Below are 22951 nucleotides of genomic sequence, written 5' to 3' on the forward strand. Positions count from 1 at the left end.
TTGTTATACCGCGAATGCGCGTTTCGTTACCGCAGCGTCATGGGCGTCGGGTCCGAAATCACCTTCTCCGCTCACACCAAGAATCTCCTGCAGGCGGTTTCGCGCCCGGTTGATCCGGCTCTTGATGGTGCCGACGGCGCAACCGCAAATTTCCGCCGCTTCCTCATAGGCGAAACCGGAGGCACCGACCAGAATAATGGCTTCGCGCTGGTCGCTCGGCAGTTGATCGAGCGCCTTTTTGAAGTCCTGAAGGTCGAGCGAACCGTATTGCTGAGGATGAACAGCCAGCTGTGAGGTGAAAATGCCGTCTGGGTCCGAGACCTCGCGGCCGCGCTTGCGCATTTGCGAATAGAATTCATTGCGCAGAATGGTGAACAACCAGGCTTTCATATTGGTGCCTGGTTCGAAATGATCCTGCTTTGCCCAGGCTTTCATGATCGTATCCTGGACAAGATCATCCGCGACGTGATGGCGTCCGGCAAGCGAGACGGCAAACGCACGTAGATTGGGCAGGGCAGCCAGCATATCTCTCTTGAAGCCGCGATCATCCGATTGCTTTTCAAGGGTCATCGAGCAGTGTCCTTCCTGTCGCACTGTTTCCCCGCATTTTGTTCGGCGGCATCCAGACGCTCAAGCAAGTCCATGAAACGGTCCGGAATTCCTTCTTCCTGGACGGAATCATAGAATTGCCGGAGCTTGCTGCTGATCGTGCCGTGTGCCTCAGCCGGGATTCCCCCGGTTCCATCCTCTCCTGCGTCACGATGATTATGCTGGTTGTTCATGATGTCTCTGACGGTTGATTTTAATGTGAGACTTAACGGACCATATCTGAGAAGGTTCCGCTTCTCCCCGCATATTTTTTCTCCGGGTTCGTCTCTAGCGTCAGACATGAGGCAAGGAGGAAATTATGCTGAAAATATAACGTGTTAAATTGAAATGTCGCATATCGAGAACAAGATGTCGAGTGACAGCATTTCATCAAATTAAGGTGAAATGATAACGGTCCTCAATTGCCGGCTGTCGGCGACAGCGATCTATGGGCCCAGCTCGGTGTGCTGCGCTTTGGGCGGGCAAGAAATTATCGAGAAGATCCAGACTGTCGCTAACCGGTTTGCGACAAAAAGTAACGTCTTGACGAGGTGGATGGAACTTTGGCCCCAGATTTTCGTTTCTAAATCAGTTGATAACGGAGTTCAAATCCATGCTGTATTATTCTCTCGTCTTTCTCGTCGTCGCTCTTATCGCCGCCGCATTGGGTTTTGGTGGTATTGCTGGCGCTTCGGCCGGTATTGCAAAGATCCTGTTCTTTGTCTTCATCGTGCTCTTCCTGATTTCGCTGGTGAGCCGTCTGTTCAGGCGCGCCTGATCCCTGCGAACTGGTAACAACGACAGGGCCCGGCAAATTGCCGGGCCCTATTGCGTTTTATCACCGGATGGAAAGCACAGTGAGTTTGAAAAAGCTCACACTGCCCTCGGGTGTCCAGGGGATTATGGATATCTGGAAGACTTTAGAAGCGGTTATTGTCCAAGGCCACAGCCTGCACTTGTTTTTGAGAACCGCCCTGGCTTTTCAACGCTTGCAGTTCGCGCGCCCCCATGATGGAGCGAATGCCGGTTTTTCCTGCAAGCAGGCTGGGTGCGACGGGAACACAATCCCCATACATCTTCAGGGCATAACCTTCCAGACGACGCAATTTCTCCGGCAGATCTGCCCGGCACAGGTTTGCATCGGCATAGTCGATCACGGCGACAGGCCGGTCTATGCAATCCGTTCGTTCGGGATGACAAGCAACAATCACCATTATTGCCGCAAAGCTCATCATGGCCAATCTCCTTACCCTTGAAAAGGGTAACGGCCTGGCTATTCGCTTGTTCCTGATGGGGCTGGCGGGAGAAGGGCAACACGGGCATGCTGTCGCTAAAATATCACAGTGATCAGCTGCGCGTACCCGGGGAACCCGATGGTTCCCCGGTGCAGGTCGATTTCAGAAGCCGGCTTTATGCGTGGCCCCATGAATGAGGTCGTGGATATATTGAAGTTTCACCAAGACGGGTTCCGACAGCACGAAGGGATAGAGATCCGGCTGGCCCATGCTGCGGTTGATACTGTTGACGGCGACAGTCAGCGGGACCCATGCATCGATCAGGGCTCTGACGCCATCCACTCTATAGGGGTCGAAATCGACTTTGACGGTCAGATTTTGTTCATCGATGATCGGACGGGTGCGCAGGCCGAACGCGTAGGCCGTTTCCAGGGCATCGACAATATGGATGTAGTGAGCCCAGGTTTCGGCGAAATCTTCCCAGGGGTGGCTGGCGGCATAGGCGCTGATGAAGCTGCCCTCCCAACCCGGAACCGGTCCATTGGCATAATGCCGTTGCAGGGCTTCGCCATAATCTTCTTCGTCATTGCCGAAAATTGCCCGGCATTGCTCGAGTTGGTTGCCGTCGCGCACCAGGACATTCCAGTAGTAATGACCGACTTCGTGGCGGAAATGGCCGATCAGGGTTCGAAACGGTTCGCCCAGCGCGACACGCCTTGCTTCGCGCTCCGCATCGGAACCCTCGGCGATATTCAGGGTGATCAGGCCGGAATCATGGCCGGTCATGACGGGCTGGCCGCCGGTGCGGGCTGAATCGTCTTCCAGGAACTCGAAGGCCAGCCCGTCTGTCGTCGCATCAGTGCGCGTGACCAACGGCAGGCCGAAGCGCTGGAGTGAATAAAACAGCACATGCTTGGCATTCTCGATCTTGCGCCAGTTTTCGAGATTGTCGCTGCTGGAGAGATCAGGAATAACCAGATTATGGCGGCAGGCGAGGCAAAATTCCTCACCATCCTCCACCAGCCAATTGCAGGCATCATGGCGCGCATTGGCGCAGAGCCGGATAAAACCCTGCTGCGGCACGCCATCGATCAGCGCGGCATTGCTGGAATCAATGGCGATAAACCCGTTATCGGATGGGCGAAAACCCAACAGGGAATGGCAGGACAGGCATTGGGTGTTATCGAAGAACACCATGTTTCTGCAATTGGAACAATTAAAGAGGCGCATCAGGGCTCCATGGCTCGCTCCTGCACAGTCGCTCGCAAACCGGAATAGTGTTGCGACAGGATTATGCAGCAGGTTTGAATTGTCTCGCAAGTGGACTTGCATCGTTTCCGACGCACCGTATTGCGGCGGGGTGCAGTGTCGCGGCGTGTAAACGCATTCGCATACACAAAATCCGCACTCACGAAAGCCCGCACCCACAAAAGATTGGCGAGAGGAATAGGTTCCCTGCTCAGGGACCGTAGCGTGAAATACAGTTATTCATGCAGCTCGACTGGAAATGTCAGCTCATAATAGACGCTGTCCTTATCGAACCGGTGGACGACATGGCCGTTGACGGAAGCGGGCACAACACGTTCGAGCACCGTGCTACCAAATCGTCCCCTGGCGCGTTCCAGATCTTCGCCAGACAGTGTTTCAATCGGCTCGTTCCAGGTCACCCGGATTTCCTCGCCATTGCGTGTCCATTGCTGATGACAGGCGACCTCTATTTTCTTGCGTTGGCTGATGAAGTCGCCGTGGCTGACCGCGTTGACGATCAGTTCATGCAGGGCGAGCCCGATATGCAGGGATGCATTGGGTGACAGCAGAACATTATCACCGGACACCTGAACGAGATTTGCCGTTTCCGGCACGTATTTTTCCAATTGCTGGCGGACCAGATCCTGAAAATAAGCGCCGCGCCAACTGGAATCGGTAATCAGGTCCTGCGACATCGACAGTGCATGCAGCCTACCGCGAAACTTGCCCAGAAACTGGTCGAGCGTTCCGGAATAACGAGCCGTCTGAAAAGCAATACTTTGAATGATCGCCAGCAGGTTTTTCGAACGGTGGCTGACCTCACGCAACAGCGCGCGCAATAGGCGTTCGCGGCGCTTTTCTTCGGTCCGGTCCACCAGGATCGTCATCATGCAGACCTCTTCCGGGCTGATGCGGATCATCCGGCAGCGAAATTCAAACACCGTATCGTCGCCCGGTTCGACATTCAGTTCCGCACCCTGGTCCGCCTCCACCAGCCCGGCTTTCAACTCCCGCAACTGGGCGCCGATTTCGGGTCCGAAAATCGAATCGTCACTGGGTTCTTCGCCATGGGCAAGCGGCCAACGCTGGGGCAGGGATGTAATGCAGATATAGCGCCCGTCCATGTCCTGAAGGGTCAGGCTTGCGCCAATATCCAGCAGGGCCGTGATAAAGAACTCACGCAAGGGCCTGTCAGCACGCTGCGGTTCGAACCATGTCAACCGATTTACCAAGTGCTTCTCTCCAGCGGCGGTAGCCCTTTTTCAAGGGCGCGCGGCATCCATGCGCCTGCATAGTTTCACCAACATCGCAATGACGATCCGTTTTATCCGGCGCCTCGTGCTTCGACGCTATCTCTTCATTGACTGCGATGCCAAACCGAACCGGTCCAAAATCGCATGGTCAAGCCGTCAGGCATCCTGTTTGGCATGTTCGTTGAAGAACAGTGCCTGGCTGATCAGTGCCTTGACCATATCGGGATTGAACGGCTTGGTGACGAGAAAAGCAGGTTCCGGCCGCTCGCCGGTCAGCAAACGTTCCGGGAAGGCGGTAATGAAGATCACCGGTACGGTATCCACCTTCAGGATATCGTTGATGGCGTCGATGCCGGAGCTTCCATCGGCTAGCTGGATGTCGGCAAGCACCATTTTCGGGTTGGTTCGGCCATAAAGCTCAACGGCTTCCTTGTGGGTCCGGGCAATGCCGGTGACGCGATGACCGAGATCTTCCACCATCTGCTCAATATCGAGCGCGATCAGCGGTTCGTCTTCGATGATCATGATGTCGGTTGCCACCTGGCGGGAGATTTCCACGGCGGCCTGGTTGAACAGACCCCGGAAGTCGCTGTCGCTGACGCCGAGCACTTCCGCAGCTTCCTCATAGGTAAAGCCTTCGACTGAGATCAGCAGGAACGCGTGGCGCTCACGCGGAGGAACGGCCAACAGATTAGAAGCGGCCCGTTTTTCCCAGGCAAAAGGCGAGGTCATTGGCCGGATTTCGACATGGGTCGAGCCAAAAATCGTGACAAACAGTTTATAAAGTGAAACCCGATCACTGCTGGCTTCGGGATAGACCGAAAGATCGGCGATCAGAGCCTCCAGAACAGCGGCGACATAGGCGTCGCCCGATGTCTGCGAGCCCGTGACAGCTCGGGCATATCGCCTCAAATAAGGAATATGAGCAGCGACGCGGGTGGTAAGGGACATTCAGCTTCTCCAGTTTGCACGAATGCAGCATAAACTCGCTAGCAAACGCGGGGATCCAAAAAAAGTTCCAAATTTCGTCCGGCTATTTGCCCGATCCGTGCGGGGTGCCGGTCGATATCGATCCATTCTATCCACTTCATGCCCTGCACTTATATTACGGTGCAAAGAGACCGATGTGTCCCCGCCTCGAAGAGATCGCAATATATCAAATCTGTCAAAGGCTTGAGATATTTGCAAAGGGTATGACGAGCGATCTTCGATGATTTTCGTCTTTATGGGCAAGGCAAACCACTGTCGCGAGACTGGGAAAAGAATGGGCAGGCGTTAAAATCAGATGATGCTCACGAGCTTATGCCAGTGGACCGGTGAAGTTCAAGACGCAAATCCTGCGGCAATCCTTTCCTGCCAAAATCATTGAAGGCTTTTCGGTCACTAGGGATAAAAGGGTTTTGATTCGACCAACAACCCCTGGATTTCTAGAATTGCTATAGATATCCACAGTGGTTTAAACAAGCAGCGATATTCATTCTGATGTTCAGGGTCAATGCATCGGATGCCGTTGATTTATATGTTCGAATGTTCGGATCTCTATTTGACAAAGATCAAGAAATCCATGCCCGACATTATGCTATTATCTTGTTTGTAACTGTCTTGGATACAAAAAACCAGGATTGCTCTTGCTGCGATCTATTTCTTGATAGAATGCATATCATATAACAAGCTCCCTCTCCAGGCCGCAGGCATTGACATCATGTCCGAAAAAAAGTCCTCGAAATCCGTCAAAGCACCGGCAAAGCAGAGCCAGGCCAATGCCATGATCGCGGCGCGTTTGAAAACCTATTACGATGAGCTTGTCGAGGAGGGGACCCCGGATCACTTTCTGGACCTGCTGGAGAGGCTCGATGCTGCCGAGCAGGCGGCGAAGTCCAAGTCGGATAAAGCCTGAAACCGGTGTTCACGACACACGAGGTGACGGGAAATATAGAAAAAGCGTCATGTGTTTTGCAAATCACATGACGCTTTTGTTGTTCAAACCGGTCTTTTCGGTGAAACTGGCTCCGGCATTTTTCTGAAAATGCTCTTATGAAGCGATAATCGCCCGCAACATCCACAATGCTTTTTCGTGGAAGGTCAGGCGCGCTGTCAGCATGTCTGATGTAACCAGATCGCCAGCTTCGTCGGCAGCCTCGCCGACCTCGCGCATCTGGCGCACGGCAGCCTCGTGGTCTGCGATCAGATCTTTGACCATGTCGATGGCGGCGTGATGCTGGGTCTCGCCAGTCTTTGGCGCGAAATTGCTGCTGCTTTGCAGGTTGACTGGGGCAAGATGCCCGAGGGCACGAATACGCTCGGCAATAATGTCGACAGCGGCAAACAGCGTGTTGTAATGCTCTTCCGTCAGTTCGTGGATCGGCTTGAACAGCGGGCCAACCACGTTCCAGTGATAGACCTGGGTCTTGATTGTCAGCGCATAAGTGGCTGCCAGGATTTTGGAGAGATCCTTGGAGGCCTGCTCGCGGTATTTGTCTTCGAGACCGATGCTGATTTTTTCGTCGCGGGCTCTGGGCTTCAATACTTCTGCAACTTTGGCCATGGATTTGGTCCTTTCGGTTAAAAACAAGGCGACAAAGAACACCGCCGAAACAGGGCTCCGTCGTCTGTTGAGGTTATGACTGCACTTAACAACTGTTATTGGATTTGCCGTTACTTACGGCCGATCCCTTGGCTGCGCGCAAACAGATAGGCCAGCATGCCGACCGCCGCGACCCCGACGATGGGGTTGACCTTCAGCATTCCGGGCAAGCGTCCCATCAGGCCCATGGTCAATGGATCGGTCGCTGCCAGCGTCGCGGTTTGAAGAAATGCTCGCCTGCGCGCCTCACGGCGATTGATGATGGAGACGACCGCTAGCGTGATCAGACCGATCAACACCGCAATACCTGCAATCACCAGCCCGGCCGGACCTGCACCGATTTCAGCTGCCAGGAAGATCCAGCCGGACACGATGGCTGCGACGATGGCAATCAGAAAGCAAAACCCGGCAATAGCGCCAGCGATGGCGTTGCGCCGAGCCTTGTCGATTCTTGGCTTCACGCCTTCTGCGGCCACCAGTGTCAGACGTGTGAGCAAACCGAACATTGATTAGCGCCGCGACAGCAGAGCGAAAATGAAGCCGAGACCGGCGGCAATCGCGACCGACTGCAAAGGCTTTGCCCGAATTTTATCTTCCAGATCCTGTTCCAGCGCGGAAACGCTGCTGCGTGCGGAGCTGATCGCATCCGATGCCTTGTCGCCGACCTGATGCAAGGTTGCACTGCCGAGGGAGGCGAGCGTGCTCGTTAGCGAGGCAACGTCCTGCTTGAGCTGCTCGATCTGTGCTTCGAGTTCCTTAGACCGTGCTTCTGCTTCCAAATCGTTGACGGCTTCATTGATATCGACCATGGACGAACTCCTTCTGGATTTTAAGGCTGCGCAAACCGTTATCCCGTCTGCGGCTCGAACTCTATCAACAAACGTTGCTCAGGCCCAAGGGTTCCATTTTTCAACTATTTTCGGATCACCTATCTTGCATGGGATGATTGTGTTGACCCCTGTGCAAGCGCGCCCGATCGTCATAATCGGAACCTTCCAGGTTGCATGACGTTAATCTCATGCTACCATGCTCGGACCGCTGATATTTGACGGCGGCACGGGCTTCTTGAAATCGCCAATCGCAGAGGAGACCGCGATGAACTGGAACCGTGTTGAAGGCAATTGGGAACAATTCAAGGGCAAGGCCCAGGCTCAATGGGGCAAGCTGACCGGCGACGACCTGAATGTTATTGCTGGTAATCGCAAACAATTGAGCGGCAAATTGCAGGAACTCTATGGAAAAGGCCAGGATGAGGCCGACCGAGAGATCGACGATTGGGTCAAACGCCACTAATATACCCTAACCGCAGTCTGGCGACATGATGTCGTCTTGCGGGTGCGGCGCTGGAAACCATGATGGTTCTGGCGCCGCTTTTTTATGACGTTATGGTCATGCTGGCAGCATATGCAGCAGCGTTTCCAGGCGGTCAGCATCACGCGGAAGTTTGTCGCTCCGCAGCCGCGAAATCCGGGGAAAGCGCATGGCGACGCCGGATTTGTGCCGGGTGGACCGGTTCAGCCCTTCAAACGCCACCTCCACCACAAACCCATGATCCGGCTCGGCGCGGATTGAGCGCACGGGTCCGAACCGGTCGATGGTATTGTTGCGCACATATTTATCGAGAATTTCCAGCTCCTGATCGGTAAAGCCGAAATAGGCCTTGCCCACCGGCACCAGTTGGCTGCCGCCTTCCGGCATCTGCATCCAGACCCCGAAGGTAAAATCGGAATAATAGCTGGAGCGCTTGCCATGGCCGCGCTGGGCATACATCAGCACCGCATCCACATTCAGCGGCTGCTTTTTCCACTTGAACCACGGCCCTTTGGCGCGCCCCGCCTGGTAGATGCTGTCGCGGCGCTTGATCATTACCCCTTCGATGACCGGATCGGGCGGGGCGTGCCGCAGCGCGTCCAACTCATCCCAGTTGGAAAACGAGATCAGCGGCGAGAGATCGAATCGGGTGGCGGGGGCTTTTTCGACAATCTCTGCAAGTAACCCCCGGCGTACCTCATAGCCGAGGTTTCGCACATCCTGGTCGCCGGTAAACAGCAGATCATAGGCGCGGATGAAGGCCGGATAATCGCTGAGCATTTTCGTCGTGACGCTTTTGCGGTTCAGCCGTTGCTGAAGATCGGAAAAGCTGCGGGTCGGCTGGTTGGAGCGGGCGGTGCCGCCGACCAGCAATTCGCCATCGATCACCCCATCGAAATTCGCTGCCGCGACAATATCGGGAAAAGCCCCGGAAATGTCGTCGCCGGAGCGGGAATAGAGGCGGCAGGTGTCTCCATGGCGCGAAAGCTGCACCCGGATACCGTCCCATTTCCACTCGGCGGCGAAATCGGCGGGATCGAGACCATCCAGATCACCATTGCCGACCGGAGTGGACAGCATGACCGAATGAAAGATTGCCGGTGTCGCCAGCACAGGCTTGTCTGCGCCGCCCTCAAGCCAGGCAAACAGGCTCTCATAGGGTGGCTCCAGCCCGTGCCACAGCGTCTCGATCTCACCGACATCCTTGCCTGACATCTCGGAAAGCGCCTGTTTGGCAAGCCTTGCCGACACCCCGATTCGCAAGCCGCCGGTCGCCAGTTTGAGAAAGGCAAAGCGGCCGGACGTGTCGAGCTGGTCGAGCAGGTCGCGCACGGCTCCCCGCACCTGGGTGCGGCCAAGTGATTGCATGAGGGCGACGACCTCGCCAAGGCTTGGTTCGGCTATTTCGGCCTTTTCACCGCGGTCCTGATCCCAGACCAGCGAAATGGTTTCGGCGAGATCGCCGACATAATCATAGGAATAACCGAAGAGAACTGGGTCCATCCGCTCCAGCACGAGTTCTTTCAGGAGGGCTGGTTTGACCGTCTTCAGATCGAGCGTTCCGGCCAGAACGCCCAGCGCATAGCCCCGGTCCGGGTCCGGGACGCTGGCGAAGTAATCGGCCAACAGCTTGAGCTTGCCATTGCGGCTCGGGGTCAGGACGAGGCGGTCGAGAAGCGTAGCAAAGGCGCGCATCAATCGCCCTCGTCTTCATAGCCGACCAGATGCAGCGGCTTGGCGGCGATACCGTTCAACTCGCACCAGCGCACCAAAGCCTCTTCGCGTCCATGCGTGACCCAGACGGCACCGGGTTGCAATTCGCTAATCGTCTCGATCAGTTCCGGCCAGTCGCAATGATCGGAGATCACCAGTGGCAATTCGACGCCACGCTGCTTGGCCCTTTGCCGCACCATCATCCAGCCAGAAGCGAAAATCGGCAATGGGTCGTGAAAGCGTCGCGCCCAGCGATCGGCAAAAGCCGAAGGAGGCCCAATGACGATGGCGCCTTCGAAATGGTTGGAGCCGCCGCTTTCCACCGTTGCGGGGTGCAACTCTCCCAGCTCTATGCCCTGGCTCTGGTAATAGTCGCAGAGCTTGGCGAGCGCACCATGAATATAGATCGGTCTGTCATAGCCCGCCTGGCGGATCAGCGAGATCACCCGCTGCGCCTTGCCCAGCGCATAGGCCCCGACAAGATGGCTGCGCTGCGGAAACTGTTCCAGCGACCGCAAAAGCTTGCCGATTTCCAGCGCCGGATCGGGATGGTGAAAGACCGGCAGCGCAAAGGTTGCCTCAGTGATGAACACATCGCAAGGCACCGGCACGAAGGCCGCACAGGTGGCATCGGGCCGACGCTTGTAGTCGCCGGAAACGACAATGCGGGTGCCCTCCCGCTCGATAGAAATCTGCGCCGACCCCAGAACATGTCCGGCTGGATGAAAACCGACGGCGACGCCGTCCAGCGTGACGGTTTCCCCAAAATCGACCGCCTGCGAAGACCCGGCAAAGTCCGCGCCGTAGCGCAACGCCATGATGTCAAGCGTCTGCCGCGTGGCCAGCACTTTATCATGGCCAGCGCGGGCATGGTCGGAATGGCCATGAGTAATCAGCGCCCGTGCCACCGGCCTTACCGGATCGACATAGAAATCGCCGATCGGGCAATAGAGACCGGCAGGAGTGGGATAAAGCAGGGCCTCGGGCTTGATCATGATGCTAAAATAGGGCGGGAGGTGCAAGAAGTGTAGGGGATTGCAGGATGACACCCCACTTGCATTTGCGGTATCGAATAGAAAAAGTGTAGGCACTACCTGCGCGGCCTACAGATCTTTTGACCACTATATCAGGACCAATTTCCATGAAGCCTATTTTCGTTCAGCTGCAATGTGTTCCCGGCAAGACCTATGAGGTGGCCGATGCGATCTATAAGGCGGAGATCGTCTCAGAACTTTATTCCACCTCGGGCGAATATGATCTGCTGATGAAGGTCTATATCGAGGATGGGCAGGACGTTGGCAAATTCGTCAACGAACAGATTTCGGCCGTACCCGGCGTGGTCCGTTCGCTGACGACAATGACGTTTACCGCTTTCTAAGCGTCATCAGGCGAAGCCTGTGCTACCAGCCTTCGGTCAGGACCTTGTCCAGCATGGCGACGAAGAAGCTGGCGCTTTCATAGGTCAGGCAGAGCGGCGGCTTGATCTTCAGGACGTTGAGATGGTCGCCGGTCGGCTGCATGATGATGCCGAGGTCGAGCAGCCGTTCGCAGATCGCGGCGGTTTCTTGAGCCGCCGGTTCCAGCGTATGGCGGTCGCGGACCAGTTCGAGGCCAAGATAAAGCCCCATGCCGTGTACGGCACCGGCCAGGGGATGGATGGCAACCAGATCCTCCAGTTTTTCACGCAGGAAATCGCCGACATCGCGGGCGTTGTCCTGCAAGTTTTCGTCACGCATGATGTCCAGCACCGTCATGCCGATCACTGAACTGACCGGGCTGCCGCCGGAGGACGAGAAAAAGTAGCCGTCCTGCTCAAAGGCATCGGCAATCGCCTTCGTGGTGATGACGGCGCCGAGCGGTTGGCCATTGCCCATGCCCTTGGCGATGGTGATGATATCAGGGATGACGCCCTGCTGCTCGAAACCCCAGAAATGATGGCCGAGACGGCCATAGCCGACCTGAACTTCATCGGCGATGCACAGCCCGCCGCGCGCCCGGATCAAGGGATAGACGCCCTGGAGATAGCCGGGTGGCAAGGCGATGCCTCCCGCATTGCCAAACAGGCTTTCGGCGATGAAACCGGCGAGGCCCTCACCTCCAGCATCGATGTCCTCCAGCGTCTTTTCCACCTCAGCGACATAGGCGGCAGCGCTATCCGGCCCTCTATGCGGGCCGCGATAGCTGTTGGGGGCGGTGACGGGCCATACCCAGTCCGGCCGGGTTTCCAGGGCGCGCGGATTATCGGCAATCGAGGTGGAGACCGCGTCGCTCGCCATGGTCCAGCCGTGATAGGCTTCCTTCAGGCTGACCATGTTGCGTTTTCCGCTGGCCGCCCAGGCCAGCCGGATGGCGAGGTCCACGGCTTCCGAGCCGCTATTGACCAGAAAAACTGTGTCCAGTCCTTCCGGCGCAAGGCTCGCCAACCGCTCAGAAAACTCGGCGACGGCGCGGTAATGAAAGCGGGAATTGGTGTTGAGACGCGACCACTGCGTCCAGGCCGCATGGGCAAGACGGGGATGGCCATGGCCGACGGTGGCGACATTGTTGACCATATCAAGATAGGCGCGGCCCGCCATGTCGAACAGGTGTTCGCCAAAACCACGCTCGATCTGTGGCGGATGGGCATAATAGTGCTTTTGCGGGCTGGCGAAATGCTGGCTGCGGGTCGCAAGCAGGGCTTCGCTGCCTGGCAACGGCGCATCCAGATCGACGCCGAACAGCGCAGCCGGCGACAGGCAGACGCGCCGCCAGGCATAGGCGTGATCGGGTCTGGCAAACAGCGGCGGCACGAGGTCAGGATCGCGGCAAAGCTGCAATCGCAGCCCGCCCACGGACCCTTCCGCGCCGGCAATCCGGCCAAGGGGCGTTCCTGCCTGCAATTCCGTACCGTCTTCAAACTGGCATTCGAGCCCATGGATATGCAGGGCCAGATCCTGTGCCATCAAAATGAAGTGCTGGCTGGTGCGCTTCAGCACGCAATCGAAGGGAACCACGGCCTCGGTTCCTGCTGGCAGGCAAGCATCGACATGCAGCGCAAAGGTTGCTGGCATGCGCGGCGACAAAAGCCTGGTATAGGACAGGCGGCATTCACCGTAGCGGGTCGCGGCAACGCCGGTATCGGCGGCGGCCTTGGCCAGCAGCTTCCAGTCGATCTGGGCATCCGCCCAGTCATCCTCAATCAGCGCGGGGCTGAGAGTGGACAGGTCGGTCAGATGCACGCTGAGCGGATCGATACCGGGCAAAAGCCGGCCAAGCACCGGGCGCTCTTCCGGTGGCTCCTGGCCAAGCGTGGCAAAGATCGCTGCTTCCATGACCGAGAAGGGCAGGGAGGTGGCGAGGGTGAAAATTTCCCGTTCATGTTCCAGATTGCCGGAGACATAATCATTGTCGGGATCGATCGACAATTGCTGTTCGCTGCTGGCCACCAGCACGGCGGCGCGCGCGACGATAAGGGGCCAAAGGGCTTTGATCTCGGCTTCATTCAACGGATAAAGCGCGTGAAAAGCCTGGATAACCGGCAGCACGCCAAAAGGATCACCATCGGCCTGGTGCAAGAGTGCCGCACACGTCACGGCAAGGTCACCCACCAGCCAGCCTGTCACCAGATCACCGAAATCGATCACGGCTTGCGGCAGAAGCCGACCGGCGGCATCAGGCGCGCCCATGATGTTGTCGCCGGTCAAGTCGTGATGCACAGCCTGAAGGCGCAGCTCGCCCAGCAACGGATTGATATGACGCATGGTGACGATCATCGCCTTGGCAACATCGTCACGGCGTTTTGGCTCGCTGACGGAGGCCAGCAGATGCAAGGTGACCGGTCCGGCACGCCGCAGGTCCCATTGCAGGTCCCGCTCCAGGCCGGGATGATCGAAATCGGTCAGTGCCAACGCCATGCGGGCGCAAAAGCTGCCGATGGCGCGCATGGTCGCAGGCGCAAGATAGCTTCGCTGGCTAAGGGATTCGCCGTCGATATAGGTCAGCAGGCGGGCGTAATAGCTTTCCTCACTGAGGGTCACGGCCACGATCTCTTCTCCGCTGAGGGAGGGGACCGGTTCCGGGGCTATCGGGGCATCGGGGATTTGTGCCAGATGCCTCAAGGCCGCATTCTGGGCTTCCAGTTCGATGCTCGCATACTCCTGGCGGCAGATTTTCAGCACGAAGCGGCGGTCGCCGGTATCCACGCGGAAATTGCGGTCCTGTTGGGAACCCAGCTCCTTGACGGTGCCTTCAAGGCCATACTGCTCTTTCAGCAGGGTCACTGCCGCCTCAAGCGTCACGTGAGGCCGCGCAAGCCCGGTGCGCTGAAAGAGAAGGGTGTTTGGCATGGACTGCCTCCTGCAGAATCAATCGGCTGAGAGCTGGGCCTGTCCGGTCTGAACTCCGGTCCGACCTGCATCATGCAAGCTCAGGTCTGTCTTCTTTTGGTTTCTCGCGTTGGAAAGCCGATAACCATGTTTCCTGACAAACTCTAGCAGAGAGAATCCGCGCGTCTATCGCCCATCTATAAAATAACATGGGGAACAAACGTTTGAGGTGTGGAAAGAGCGGGTTTCGCTTGTGAAGCGGTCCTGCTCGATCCTTGATGGCTGGCCTTGATGCCTGTCTATCCCATGCGTTCCGATGCATAGGAGCCGGGGCTGGCCGGAAAAACCACGCTCTTGTTGCCGTTGATGAAGGTGCGATGATGGATATGGGCATGGATGGCGCGGGCGAGAACCTGGCTTTCCACATCGCGGCCGATCGACACGTAATCCTCGGCGTTCTGGGCATGGGTGACGCGCGCGACATCCTGCTCGATGATCGGGCCTTCGTCGAGATCGGCGGTGACATAATGGGCGGTTGCCCCGATCAGCTTCACGCCGCGCTCGAAGGCCTGCTTGTAGGGATTGGCACCCTTGAAGCTCGGCAGGAAGGAATGGTGGATGTTGATGATCTTGCCCGACATCTTCTGGCACATCGCATCGGAGAGGACCTGCATATAACGGGCCAGCACGATCAGTTCGGTGCCGGTCTGCTGCACAAGCTCCATCAGCTGGGCTTCGGCCTGCGGCTTGTTGTCCTTCGTCACCTTGATGTGATGGAAGGGAATGTCATGATTGACCACGACCTTCTGGTAGTCGAAATGGTTGGAGACCACGCCGACGATATCGATCGGCAGGGCGCCGATTTTCCAGCGATACAGCAGGTCGTTCAGGCAATGGCCGAAGCGTGACACCATCAGCAGAACCTTGACCCGCTCTGTCGAATCGTAAAGCCCGATCTCCATCTGGAAATTATCGACAATGGGTGCAAGGCCTGCCTCGATCTTTTCGCGGCTTGCCCCCTGTTCGGAAATAAAGCTGACGCGCATGAAAAAACGGTCGGTATCGAGATCGTCGAATTGCGAGCTGTCGACGATATTGCATCCCATTTCCGCCAGATACCCGGAAAGGGCCGCGACAATGCCGCGCTTGGATGGACACGATACCGTCAGAACATAACTCGTCATCTCGTCTTCCTCTGATGTGGCCGGTTTGTACGGCCTCTTTCCGTTAAAGCGTCTTCCGCCTGAAGAAGCGGGTTGTTAGCCTTCTGATTTATGATGCATAATCCATTGTCAATCCCGATCAATTCAGGGGGCTTGGCTTCGACCTAGTAAACTATTTTTCTTTTAAGGAAAAGCGTCGAAGAGCCATGAGAATGAAACTGCCGGGTTTGCGGGGCAAAAGGTGGTCCGATTGCGTCTTCATGCGCCGCATTGTGTCGCAACATTATGGTAGGACGCCGAATGACAGCGCAAATAAGTCCAGTCGCTGTTTGCCAGCACAATAGCTGCCTGCGTGACAGAACGAAAAACGAGGATAAGCAAATGGCAGTGATGACGACAGACAGATGTGAGAGCGTGTTGAAAAGGACCATAACCATGTCTGTGGCTCTCACGCTTTCGGTGGCACCGGTCATCAGCGGACAAGCGTGGGCCGGTCAGGCCTGCATGCGAGGGGTCAATCTTTCTGGCGCGGAATTCGGTGAGATTGGCGGCGCCCCGGACAGGGCCTATACCTATCCCAGTGCCAAGACCATTGGCTATTTTGCCGAGAAAGGCTTCAATTCTGTAAGGCTTCCCTTCAAGTGGGAACGCCTGCAACCCAAACTCAACAGTGCTTTCGACGCTGACGAGCTGAAACGACTGGATACAGCCGTTGCACAGCTGAAGGAGGCGCATCTGCGGGTGGTGCTCGATCCGCATAATTTCGCGGTCTATCATCAAAAACAGATTAATGGCCCGGACGTGCCAGTGGAGGCCTTCGCGGATTTGTGGATGCGGCTGGCCGCTCACTATGCCAATGACCAGACCATCGTCTTCGGCTTGATGAATGAGCCGTATGACATGCCAGCCAGCCAATGGCTCCCGGCTGCGAATGCCGCCATTGCCGCCATTCGTCAAGTTGGCGCGAAAAACCTTATTCTCGTGCCGGGCGTGTCCTGGACAGGTGCCCATAGCTGGCAAAGCGATGGCTATGGGGGCGCCAATGGCGAGGTGATGCTGGGGGTGAAGGACCCCGGCAATAATTATGCCTATGAGGTTCACCAGTATTTCGACGCGGATTTTTCCGGCACCAAGGATGAATGCAGCCGGGCAGGCGACGCGGTGGCCGCCATAGAGACCTTCACGGATTGGCTGCGCAAGAATGACAAGCGTGGCTATCTCGGCGAATTCGGTGCGCCGGGCGGAGAATCATGCGTCAAGGGCATCAAGGACATGGTTGAAGTGGTCGAGAAGAACCCGGATCGCTGGGTCGGTTGGGCCTATTGGGTGGCCGGTGACTGGTGGCCGGAAACCGAAATGCTCAACATCCAGCCCGGCAAGTCCGGTGACAGGCCGCAACTGGCTGGTCTGACCCCTTATTTGCGCGATTTCTCGGCGGCCTCGGCGGATTGCCCATCCTTGCGGTCCCGGTAGGCCAAAATTTTGGTCCAGTCCACCGCATCGGCGGTGCCGATCAGAAACCACATCAGGGCGGCGGTCTTGATCGAATAGAAGGAGTTGCTGATCAGCATCAACAGCAGCAGATAGACCACCATCATGCCTCGGAAGGCCCAGGCCCTGGGGTCTTTCATCGGTGAGAGCACGAAAGCTGCCCAGAGCCCGACAAAGCCGAACAGGCCGAAATTGGTCAGCGTGTAGGAAATACCGGAATCGGCGGTAAAGGCATCGGTGGTCTTTGCGCCGAGCACCACCTGGAAATCCAGGCTGTTGAGAATGCCTGCCGTCACTTTCAACCGGCCTGACAGATCATTGGCACCGCCTTCGGCCCCGACGATCAGCCCATAGGCGGCAATCACCGCCAGCAGCAGGAACGGGGCGACCAGCCAGACAGTTTTCGGAATGAACCTGTACAGCGGCAGAAGCAGGGTAATGGCGACACAGGTGAAGAAGCCGAAGCGTGCATCGGCCAGAACAATGCTGGTCATGGCCAGCGCCATGACGATCAGCCGCCACGGCATGGCGGGTCGAAACAGCGCCCAGGCATAGAGGATGACGCCAAAATTGCCAGCCGAGACCGGTTCCAGAAACACCGAGGACACCCGGTGCTGGCCAAGAAAGGGCAGGAGGGTGCGCGGTTCCGGTCGCAGCCCGGAAATGAACAGACCCCGTGTCTGGCCAAAGCTTTCCTGAAGTGTCACGGTGCCGCGGGCGATGTAATAGCCGAGCACATTGAAATAATCGAGATAGCTTTCAAGCGCCAGATATTCGTAAAGCGCCACGGTGAGCACGATCAGGCCACAGGCGATCACCAACCGGTCCGCCAGCCCGACATGGGCAACCCTGCGGCCCATGAAGTAGAACCCGACCGGGATAAAGATGTCACGCAGTGCTTTCAGGTCCAGCGCGCCGCGCAAGGCAAAGATCATCAGCATATAGCTGACGAACAGCAGCAGGGTCAGGTAGAGGCCAGGCCGCCGGTCGACCGCCAAGAGGAAGGCAGCGCCCAGCATGGTCATTTCCCCCAGCATGACATGGGTGTCGCTGACGGGCATGATCCGGGTGTTGACGAAGCAGAGAAACAGATTGAGCACCAGCCCGCCGATGACAGCGAAGGAGGCAATCGCCGAGATCAGCCATTCGGGAAGAAACGCCTGATGTTGCGTCTCATCCTCCGTCAGGGACCGGTCGCCGGTGCCGGTCGGCCCGGTTTGCGCCGTCACCGTCATCCGGCGGTCTCGAGCACGATACGACCCACGACCCGTTCTGCGTCTTCGCCCAGCCGCATCAGCAGTTCATCCAGGGCGGCGGCCTCGTCTTGCGCCGTGGTCAAGACGAGAATGACATCGGCCTCGGCGGCAAGGGCAGTAAGATGCTGCTCGCCACCAGCACCGCTAGCATTGATTCCGGCGCCGCGGGCATTGATCCAAGCGCCGCAGGCATTAATCAAGGTGAAATCGGTTTCCGCCTGAAGGCTTTGCTCGACAAATCGCGAATAGGTCGGGCGACCGGAGGAGGCCGATGCTCCCGCTGCTGGCCGCGCTGGCTGGTTGCGGGGCAGGGCGATGCGCTCGTAGCGCAGGATGTGCGAGAGAGGTGCGTCTTCGAGATCGGGCTGCTGCAATGCCTGGGCAAGGCTTGGCCGGGCATTGGTTTTTCTGTGCGAGCGGATCGCTAAGCGGTGGTCCAGCATGGCACCATTGGCCAGCAGCACGCCGCGGTCCCGATCAGCCAGCTTCTGTGCCACATCGCCAATAAAGGCGCTGGCCACCGGCCTGCCCGCTGCAACAAACAGAACGGTCAGATCAGCATAGCCTTCACCGCATTCAATCAGAAAACCGGCTGTGCTGGCGACCGCATGGGACCAGGCGCCGCCTGCCGCCGGTTGTGATGCGGTTGCCGGGTTGGATGCGGGAACAAGAGGCGAGACCAGCCGACGGCCAAAGGCGGTGATAAAGCTGAACGGATTGCGGGACTTCTGTTTTTCAGGTTCCGTAGCGTCGGCAATCAGAGCGATATGTCTTGCTGACGCAATGGGCGGTGCTGGGGGTGGTTCGCCTTTGCCAGGAGGCGATGAGGTCGCCGTGGCAGGCGCGGCGATGCCTGCTTGCGGCGCGACATCCTTGCGCGACAGGAGTTCCAGCACCACCGCCAGCGTGCTGCCGAAGGCCAGACCAAACAGGATGGCGGCGGCAAGGATCATCACTTTGAGGGTCGTGACCGATTTCGCTGTCGCCACTGCCTCGGTGATAACCCGGGAATTGTTGATGGAGATCGTCTGTTCCTGGCTCAGCTCCTCGGCGCGGTTGAGGAAGGCCTTGTAAATGGTGCGGATGGCTTCCGCCTCGCTTTCCAGCTGGCGCAGGGTGATCTGCCGCGCCCCGCTGTCGAAACTGGTTTTCGTCAGGCTTTGCAGCTGGGTTTCCAGCGCCTTGCGGTTGGCAACCGCCCGGTCATAGTTGAGCTTCATCGACTGGCGCACCCGGTCCAGCTCCTGCTGGATGGCCTGGCGCATGCTGGCCACCTGCGAATTGATCGCCTTCAGTTGCGGATGGTTGCCGCCGAGATTGGCGGACGCTTCGGCCTGGCGGTCCTGTAGCTGGACATAGCGGTCGCGCAGCAGCCCGACAGTAGTGGATTGTACCGCTTCTGGGATATTGCCGTTTTCAACGGCAGCGACCGTGAGATTGCGGGTCTGCTGGTAAATGGCCTGCTGCTGTTCTTCCGCGCCGCGTGCTGCGATCAACTGCTGGTTCAGGCCTGCTAGTTGCTGGTCGATCACCAGTCCGGTGACGCCGGTGCTGGCCAGACCGTTGGCGGATCGGAATTCCTCGACCGCCCTTTCGGCCTTCAGCACCCGATCGCGCAATTCACTGGCCTGCGCCTGGAAGGCGGCGCTTGCCCGGCGCGCTGCGTCGGAGCGGGCTTCGTCCACCTGTTTCAGGTAGACGGTGGCAATCATATTGGCAATGTCGGCTGCCGTTTTGGCGATGCGGTGTTCGACCGTGATCGACATGATGAAGGACTGGCCTTCGCGCTCGACTTTCACATGCCGGACCAGCCCGCCGATGGTGGCAGCCATGACCTCAGCGGGGGATACGGCGCTGCTTGGCTTTCCCGCATAGAGATAGGAGTCTTTCGTCAGGTCGAGCCGGTTGACCACTTCCCCCAGCACGGCGCTGGACAGGACGACATAGATCTGGCTGTCGAGGCTGGCCGGGTCGCTTTGTACGGCGACTGTCGGCTGTCGGCTGTCGCTACTGGTGGCAGACAGGCCGCGCGGATCGAGCAGGATCTGGGTGGACGATACATAGACAGGCTTCAGGCTGAGCGCATAGAGCAGCGCCAGACCGGCAAACAGCGCGGCAAAAAACGCCAGGTAATACCAGCGCCGTCGCAAGATCCCGGGGATTTGAAAAATGTCGATGTCCATTTTCATGTCCAGGACCGGAAAACTCCAGCCGGTTGTCCTTCTGAGGGCATTGTCATACCGTTGCTCCGAGGCGGAAAGTCCGCTGGCGAACCGCTAAAATGGCAGGCCATGGTTAATGATACCTAACAATTTGGCCTGTTAATCACGATTCTTTACCGCGTTTGTGCAAGGATAGGACATTTATGCACAAGTTGCTTTACCAATGTTTCAAGGCATTCTAACCAAACGATCAGGAAATTGAGGTTCTTTCCGTTTAAACCCGGGGGTATTGGCATGATCATCGGCGCAAGGCGAGCGGTAAGGGAGGATAAATCCTCATCCGCACCTTTGATCGTCCAGGTGGTGCGGCAATATCCGCCGGGCCGGGGCGGATTGGAAGATGTGGTCTCCAGCCTGAGCCGGGAACTGTTGCAACGCGGGTTCCGGGTGCGGGTCGTGACGCTTGACCGGCTGTTTTCCGATCCCGGCAAAACCCTGCCAGCCCGTGAAGTGATTGATGGCGTCGAAGTGGTGCGTGTAGCTTATCGCGGCAGCAGCCGTTATCCGCTGGCATTTTCTGCCTTTCGCCATATCCGCGATGCCGATCTTGTCCATGTCCATGGGGTGGATTTCTTTTTCGACGCTCTGGCTATCGGTCGCTTCCTGCATGGCGCCCCCATGGTGGCGACCACCCATGGCGGTTTTTTCCATACCCGTAAGTTCGCCACGATCAAGCAGATGTGGTTCAGCAGCCTGACCCGGTTATCGGCGAGCGCATATCGGTCTGTGGTGTGCTGTAGCGCCTCGGATCTTGCTCTGTTCAAGGTCATCCAGCCCAGGCACTCGGTCTTGATTGAAAACGGCGTCGACACCAGCAAGTTTTCCGGACTGGCCTCGCGCCAGCCGGTGAAACGGATCGTGACGATTGGCCGTTTTTCGGTCAACAAGCGGCTTGATCATTTGTTGCAGGCCATGGCCGTGCTGGTGAAGCGCGATCCGCAGTGGCGGCTCGATATTGCCGGTTCGCCATCGGACCTGTCCGCGCAGGATGTCAGGGCGCTCATTGACATCAATGGTCTGGCTGATCATGTCGACCTGCATCTGCAACCCGATAATCGCCTTCTGGGTCAGTTGATGTCCAAGGCCTCGATCTTTGCCTCGGCTTCCGATTATGAAGGTTTCGGCCTGGTGGCCGTGGAGGCAATGAGCGCCGGTCTGGTGCCTGTCCTGCATGGAAACGATGCCTACCAGGCGCTGGCAGCCCAGCATTCCGGCATTGAGCTTGCCGATTTTGCCGATGCCGCGCGTGCGGCGACATCGATTGAAACGGCGTTCGCCCGGCTGGAAGCCCAGGGTGCCGATCTGCGCCACGCCCTTGCCGCTGATGTCAGCCGCTATTCCTGGGAAGGCGTGGCGGAGCGCTACATTGCCCTTTACCGGCGCGCCCTGCCTGCCATTCACCGTTGTGGGCATGAGGCTACGGCATGAGCAATGCCCAGGTGATGACTGATTTTAAGACGCGCCGTCATGTTCTGATCGTTACCGGGCAGCATTTCGCCGATGCGCCGCGCAAGGTCGATCTGCATTTCATGGCACACAGCCTGCTGTCGCGGGGCGACAAAGTGGATTTCCTGGTCTGGCGGCTGAGCCCAATCAGCCGGCTGCTGAAGGACGGACGTTACGCCTTTGCCCGCACCCATCGTCTCAACCGCTGGGAGGGTTTGAGCGATGGGCTTCGGCAATTCATCTGGTTTCAGTTTTTCCACCCCATGAACCTGAAACTTTCCTGGCTTAACCGCCTGGCCGATCCGCTGTTTTCCCGTATCGGGGCGTTTTTGCCGAAAACGGTCCGCGACGGGCTTTCGTCCTACACCCATATCCTGGTGGAAAGCGGTCCTTCGCCGCTGCTTGCCCCGGTGCTTCGTCAGCATGCGCCGAAGGCCCGGATCATCTACCATGCTGCCGACCGGCTTTCGACCATCGGCGTGCCGCCTGCCGTCTACCGGACGCTTGCCAAGACCATCGGGCTTTACGATAGCGTCCATGTGCTGGCGCAGGCGCTGCTGGCGGATTTTCCCAGCGATGCACCGCTGCTTTACCTGCCGCATGGCATTGATAAGGCAGCTTTCGATGCCGCCAAGCAAAACCCCTATCAGACCGGCGCTTACCAAGGCAGCAAACATGCCGTCAGCGTTGGCGACATGCTGTTTGATGCCGATGCCATCGATGTCATGGCCGCCGCCAACCCGGATTGGACCTTTCATCTGTTCGGGGCCAAGGCATTGCCGCGCCGGGTGCTGCCCAATATCGTCGCCCATGGCGAACAGGCATTCGAGCGGATCGTGCCATTCATCAAATTCGCCGATCTCGGCATCGCGCCTTACCGGGATGGGGCAAGCGCCGATTATCTCAGCCAATCGAGCCTGAAGATGATCCAGTATAGCTATTGCCGCCTGCCGATTGTCGCGCCGCATTTTGCCGCCATGGGGCGGGGCCATGTCATGGGCTATGACCCCGCTGATCCGGCCTCGATCCGTGCGGCGTTTTCAGCCGCGGGGGCATTTGATCGTCAGACGATTGCAACGGATGGTGTTTTAAGCTGGGACGAGACGGTCGATGTCTTGTTTGCGGGGTGACGGAATG

22 protein-coding genes are annotated in these 22951 nt (G+C 57.7%); 7 read left to right on the top strand and 15 right to left on the bottom strand.

The annotated features are described in order from the left end of the window. Nucleotides 1-3 precede the first annotated feature (3 nt). On the bottom strand, nt 4-570 hold the full coding sequence (locus AVI_RS21555; protein WP_012654255.1) for an RNA polymerase sigma factor: 567 nt from the start codon (nt 568-570) through the stop codon (nt 4-6). Then, entirely contained in the window at nt 567-782 is a 216-nt protein-coding gene (locus AVI_RS30340; protein WP_070167055.1) for a NepR family anti-sigma factor, read from the bottom strand. The genes AVI_RS21555 and AVI_RS30340 overlap by 4 nt, the downstream gene beginning before the upstream one ends. A 419-nt stretch (nt 783-1201) precedes the next feature. Between AVI_RS30340 and AVI_RS29755 the strand changes: the two genes are divergently transcribed. Further along, nucleotides 1202-1366, top strand: coding sequence for a DUF1328 domain-containing protein (locus AVI_RS29755; protein ID WP_012654256.1), 165 nt, complete (start codon nt 1202-1204; stop codon nt 1364-1366). A gap of 142 nt (nt 1367-1508) precedes the next feature. Here the strand turns inward: AVI_RS29755 and AVI_RS21570 are convergent, their stop codons facing one another. From AVI_RS21570 to AVI_RS21585, 4 genes are all read right to left on the bottom strand, one after another. Next, nucleotides 1509-1823, bottom strand: coding sequence for a hypothetical protein (locus AVI_RS21570; protein WP_071208028.1), 315 nt, complete (start codon nt 1821-1823; stop codon nt 1509-1511). A gap of 162 nt (nt 1824-1985) precedes the next feature. After that, nucleotides 1986-3053: a zinc-binding metallopeptidase family protein gene (locus AVI_RS21575; RefSeq protein ID WP_012654258.1), complete on the bottom strand. Its 1068-nt coding sequence runs from the start codon at nt 3051-3053 to the stop codon at nt 1986-1988. A 254-nt stretch (nt 3054-3307) separates the two neighbouring features. Continuing rightward, the gene (locus tag AVI_RS21580; RefSeq protein ID WP_012654259.1) at nt 3308-4303 is read right to left on the bottom strand and encodes a sensor histidine kinase; all 996 of its coding nucleotides are present in this window, start codon (nt 4301-4303) and stop codon (nt 3308-3310) included. A gap of 177 nt (nt 4304-4480) precedes the next feature. Beyond that, nucleotides 4481-5275 (bottom strand): response regulator, encoded by a 795-nt coding sequence (locus AVI_RS21585; protein ID WP_012654260.1) that lies wholly within the window; start codon nt 5273-5275, stop codon nt 4481-4483. A 751-nt stretch (nt 5276-6026) separates the two neighbouring features. Between AVI_RS21585 and AVI_RS21590 the strand changes: the two genes are divergently transcribed. Next, nucleotides 6027-6221 carry a NepR family anti-sigma factor gene (locus AVI_RS21590; RefSeq protein WP_049777363.1) on the top strand — a complete coding sequence of 65 codons (195 nt, stop codon included), beginning with the start codon at nt 6027-6029 and terminating at the stop codon, nt 6219-6221. Between the two features lie 135 nt (nt 6222-6356). On the opposite strand, the gene AVI_RS21595 is transcribed toward AVI_RS21590, so the two are convergent. The 3 genes from AVI_RS21595 to AVI_RS21605 form a co-directional block, all read right to left on the bottom strand. Beyond that, complete coding sequence (locus AVI_RS21595; protein ID WP_012654262.1) at nt 6357-6869, bottom strand: Dps family protein; 513 nt, start codon at nt 6867-6869, stop codon at nt 6357-6359. 110 nt (nt 6870-6979) lie between these two features. Beyond that, nucleotides 6980-7414: a hypothetical protein gene (locus tag AVI_RS21600; protein ID WP_012654263.1), complete on the bottom strand. Its 435-nt coding sequence runs from the start codon at nt 7412-7414 to the stop codon at nt 6980-6982. A gap of 3 nt (nt 7415-7417) precedes the next feature. Continuing rightward, nucleotides 7418-7717 (bottom strand): ElaB/YgaM/YqjD family protein, encoded by a 300-nt coding sequence (locus tag AVI_RS21605; protein ID WP_012654264.1) that lies wholly within the window; start codon nt 7715-7717, stop codon nt 7418-7420. A 286-nt stretch (nt 7718-8003) separates the two neighbouring features. On the opposite strand from AVI_RS21605, the gene AVI_RS21615 reads away from it, so the two are divergent. Beyond that, nucleotides 8004-8201 (top strand): CsbD family protein, encoded by a 198-nt coding sequence (locus AVI_RS21615; protein WP_012654265.1) that lies wholly within the window; start codon nt 8004-8006, stop codon nt 8199-8201. A gap of 96 nt (nt 8202-8297) precedes the next feature. Here the strand turns inward: AVI_RS21615 and AVI_RS21620 are convergent, their stop codons facing one another. Next, nucleotides 8298-9914, bottom strand: coding sequence for a cisplatin damage response ATP-dependent DNA ligase (locus AVI_RS21620; protein ID WP_041698642.1), 1617 nt, complete (start codon nt 9912-9914; stop codon nt 8298-8300). Then, the gene (locus tag AVI_RS21625; RefSeq protein ID WP_041699007.1) at nt 9914-10924 is read right to left on the bottom strand and encodes a ligase-associated DNA damage response exonuclease; all 1011 of its coding nucleotides are present in this window, start codon (nt 10922-10924) and stop codon (nt 9914-9916) included. Before AVI_RS21625 ends, AVI_RS21620 begins: the two co-directional genes overlap by 1 nt. Nucleotides 10925-11073: 149 nt before the next feature. On the opposite strand from AVI_RS21625, the gene AVI_RS21630 reads away from it, so the two are divergent. Beyond that, entirely contained in the window at nt 11074-11310 is a 237-nt protein-coding gene (locus AVI_RS21630; protein WP_012654268.1) for an Lrp/AsnC ligand binding domain-containing protein, read from the top strand. A gap of 22 nt (nt 11311-11332) precedes the next feature. Here AVI_RS21630 and AVI_RS21635 read toward each other — a convergent pair whose 3' ends face one another. Both AVI_RS21635 and purU read right to left on the bottom strand, forming a co-directional pair. After that, nucleotides 11333-14257: an aminotransferase gene (locus AVI_RS21635; protein ID WP_012654269.1), complete on the bottom strand. Its 2925-nt coding sequence runs from the start codon at nt 14255-14257 to the stop codon at nt 11333-11335. A 278-nt stretch (nt 14258-14535) separates the two neighbouring features. Then, on the bottom strand, nt 14536-15420 hold the full coding sequence (purU, locus tag AVI_RS21640; RefSeq protein WP_012654270.1) for a formyltetrahydrofolate deformylase: 885 nt from the start codon (nt 15418-15420) through the stop codon (nt 14536-14538). A gap of 414 nt (nt 15421-15834) precedes the next feature. On the opposite strand from purU, the gene AVI_RS21645 reads away from it, so the two are divergent. Next, complete coding sequence (locus AVI_RS21645) at nt 15835-16872, top strand: glycoside hydrolase family 5 protein (protein ID WP_234895301.1); 1038 nt, start codon at nt 15835-15837, stop codon at nt 16870-16872. Here AVI_RS21645 and AVI_RS21650 read toward each other — a convergent pair. Next, nucleotides 16815-18125 (bottom strand): hypothetical protein, encoded by a 1311-nt coding sequence (locus AVI_RS21650; protein WP_049777364.1) that lies wholly within the window; start codon nt 18123-18125, stop codon nt 16815-16817. The two genes, AVI_RS21645 and AVI_RS21650, sit on opposite strands and share 58 nt — an antisense overlap. After that, the gene (locus tag AVI_RS21655; protein ID WP_187152394.1) at nt 18122-20329 is read right to left on the bottom strand and encodes a GumC family protein; all 2208 of its coding nucleotides are present in this window, start codon (nt 20327-20329) and stop codon (nt 18122-18124) included. The genes AVI_RS21650 and AVI_RS21655 overlap by 4 nt, the downstream gene beginning before the upstream one ends. Before the next feature lie 273 nt (nt 20330-20602). On the opposite strand from AVI_RS21655, the gene AVI_RS21660 reads away from it, so the two are divergent. Next, complete coding sequence (locus tag AVI_RS21660; protein WP_012654274.1) at nt 20603-21796, top strand: glycosyltransferase family 4 protein; 1194 nt, start codon at nt 20603-20605, stop codon at nt 21794-21796. Continuing rightward, on the top strand, nt 21793-22944 hold the full coding sequence (locus tag AVI_RS21665; RefSeq protein ID WP_012654275.1) for a GumK N-terminal domain-containing glycosyltransferase: 1152 nt from the start codon (nt 21793-21795) through the stop codon (nt 22942-22944). The genes AVI_RS21660 and AVI_RS21665 overlap by 4 nt, the downstream gene beginning before the upstream one ends. Nucleotides 22945-22951 lie beyond the last annotated feature (7 nt).

Origin of the sequence: Allorhizobium ampelinum S4, assembly GCF_000016285.1 — a bacterium.
GTDB classification, from domain to species: Bacteria; Pseudomonadota; Alphaproteobacteria; order Rhizobiales; family Rhizobiaceae; genus Allorhizobium; species Allorhizobium ampelinum.

What these genes read in the sequence shown, in the direction of transcription:
- AVI_RS21635 (WP_012654269.1), bottom strand. Translation starts at nt 14,257, where the DNA reads ATGCCAAACACCCTTCTCTTTCAGCGCACCGGGCTTGCGCGGCCTCAC.
- AVI_RS21595 (WP_012654262.1), bottom strand. Translation starts at nt 6,869, where the DNA reads ATGGCCAAAGTTGCAGAAGTATTGAAGCCCAGAGCCCGCGACGAAAAA.
- AVI_RS21585 (WP_012654260.1), bottom strand. Translation starts at nt 5,275, where the DNA reads ATGTCCCTTACCACCCGCGTCGCTGCTCATATTCCTTATTTGAGGCGA.
- AVI_RS21630 (WP_012654268.1), top strand. Translation starts at nt 11,074, where the DNA reads ATGAAGCCTATTTTCGTTCAGCTGCAATGTGTTCCCGGCAAGACCTAT.
- AVI_RS21575 (WP_012654258.1), bottom strand. Translation starts at nt 3,053, where the DNA reads ATGCGCCTCTTTAATTGTTCCAATTGCAGAAACATGGTGTTCTTCGAT.
- AVI_RS21660 (WP_012654274.1), top strand. Translation starts at nt 20,603, where the DNA reads ATGATCATCGGCGCAAGGCGAGCGGTAAGGGAGGATAAATCCTCATCC.
- AVI_RS21605 (WP_012654264.1), bottom strand. Translation starts at nt 7,717, where the DNA reads ATGGTCGATATCAATGAAGCCGTCAACGATTTGGAAGCAGAAGCACGG.
- AVI_RS21650 (WP_049777364.1), bottom strand. Translation starts at nt 18,125, where the DNA reads ATGACGGTGACGGCGCAAACCGGGCCGACCGGCACCGGCGACCGGTCC.
- AVI_RS21615 (WP_012654265.1), top strand. Translation starts at nt 8,004, where the DNA reads ATGAACTGGAACCGTGTTGAAGGCAATTGGGAACAATTCAAGGGCAAG.
- AVI_RS21555 (WP_012654255.1), bottom strand. Translation starts at nt 570, where the DNA reads ATGACCCTTGAAAAGCAATCGGATGATCGCGGCTTCAAGAGAGATATG.
- AVI_RS21620 (WP_041698642.1), bottom strand. Translation starts at nt 9,914, where the DNA reads ATGCGCGCCTTTGCTACGCTTCTCGACCGCCTCGTCCTGACCCCGAGC.
- AVI_RS21600 (WP_012654263.1), bottom strand. Translation starts at nt 7,414, where the DNA reads ATGTTCGGTTTGCTCACACGTCTGACACTGGTGGCCGCAGAAGGCGTG.
- AVI_RS21570 (WP_071208028.1), bottom strand. Translation starts at nt 1,823, where the DNA reads ATGATGAGCTTTGCGGCAATAATGGTGATTGTTGCTTGTCATCCCGAA.
- AVI_RS30340 (WP_070167055.1), bottom strand. Translation starts at nt 782, where the DNA reads ATGAACAACCAGCATAATCATCGTGACGCAGGAGAGGATGGAACCGGG.
- purU (WP_012654270.1), bottom strand. Translation starts at nt 15,420, where the DNA reads ATGACGAGTTATGTTCTGACGGTATCGTGTCCATCCAAGCGCGGCATT.
- AVI_RS21590 (WP_049777363.1), top strand. Translation starts at nt 6,027, where the DNA reads ATGTCCGAAAAAAAGTCCTCGAAATCCGTCAAAGCACCGGCAAAGCAG.
- AVI_RS29755 (WP_012654256.1), top strand. Translation starts at nt 1,202, where the DNA reads ATGCTGTATTATTCTCTCGTCTTTCTCGTCGTCGCTCTTATCGCCGCC.
- AVI_RS21655 (WP_187152394.1), bottom strand. Translation starts at nt 20,329, where the DNA reads ATGGACATCGACATTTTTCAAATCCCCGGGATCTTGCGACGGCGCTGG.
- AVI_RS21665 (WP_012654275.1), top strand. Translation starts at nt 21,793, where the DNA reads ATGAGCAATGCCCAGGTGATGACTGATTTTAAGACGCGCCGTCATGTT.
- AVI_RS21645 (WP_234895301.1), top strand. Translation starts at nt 15,835, where the DNA reads ATGTCTGTGGCTCTCACGCTTTCGGTGGCACCGGTCATCAGCGGACAA.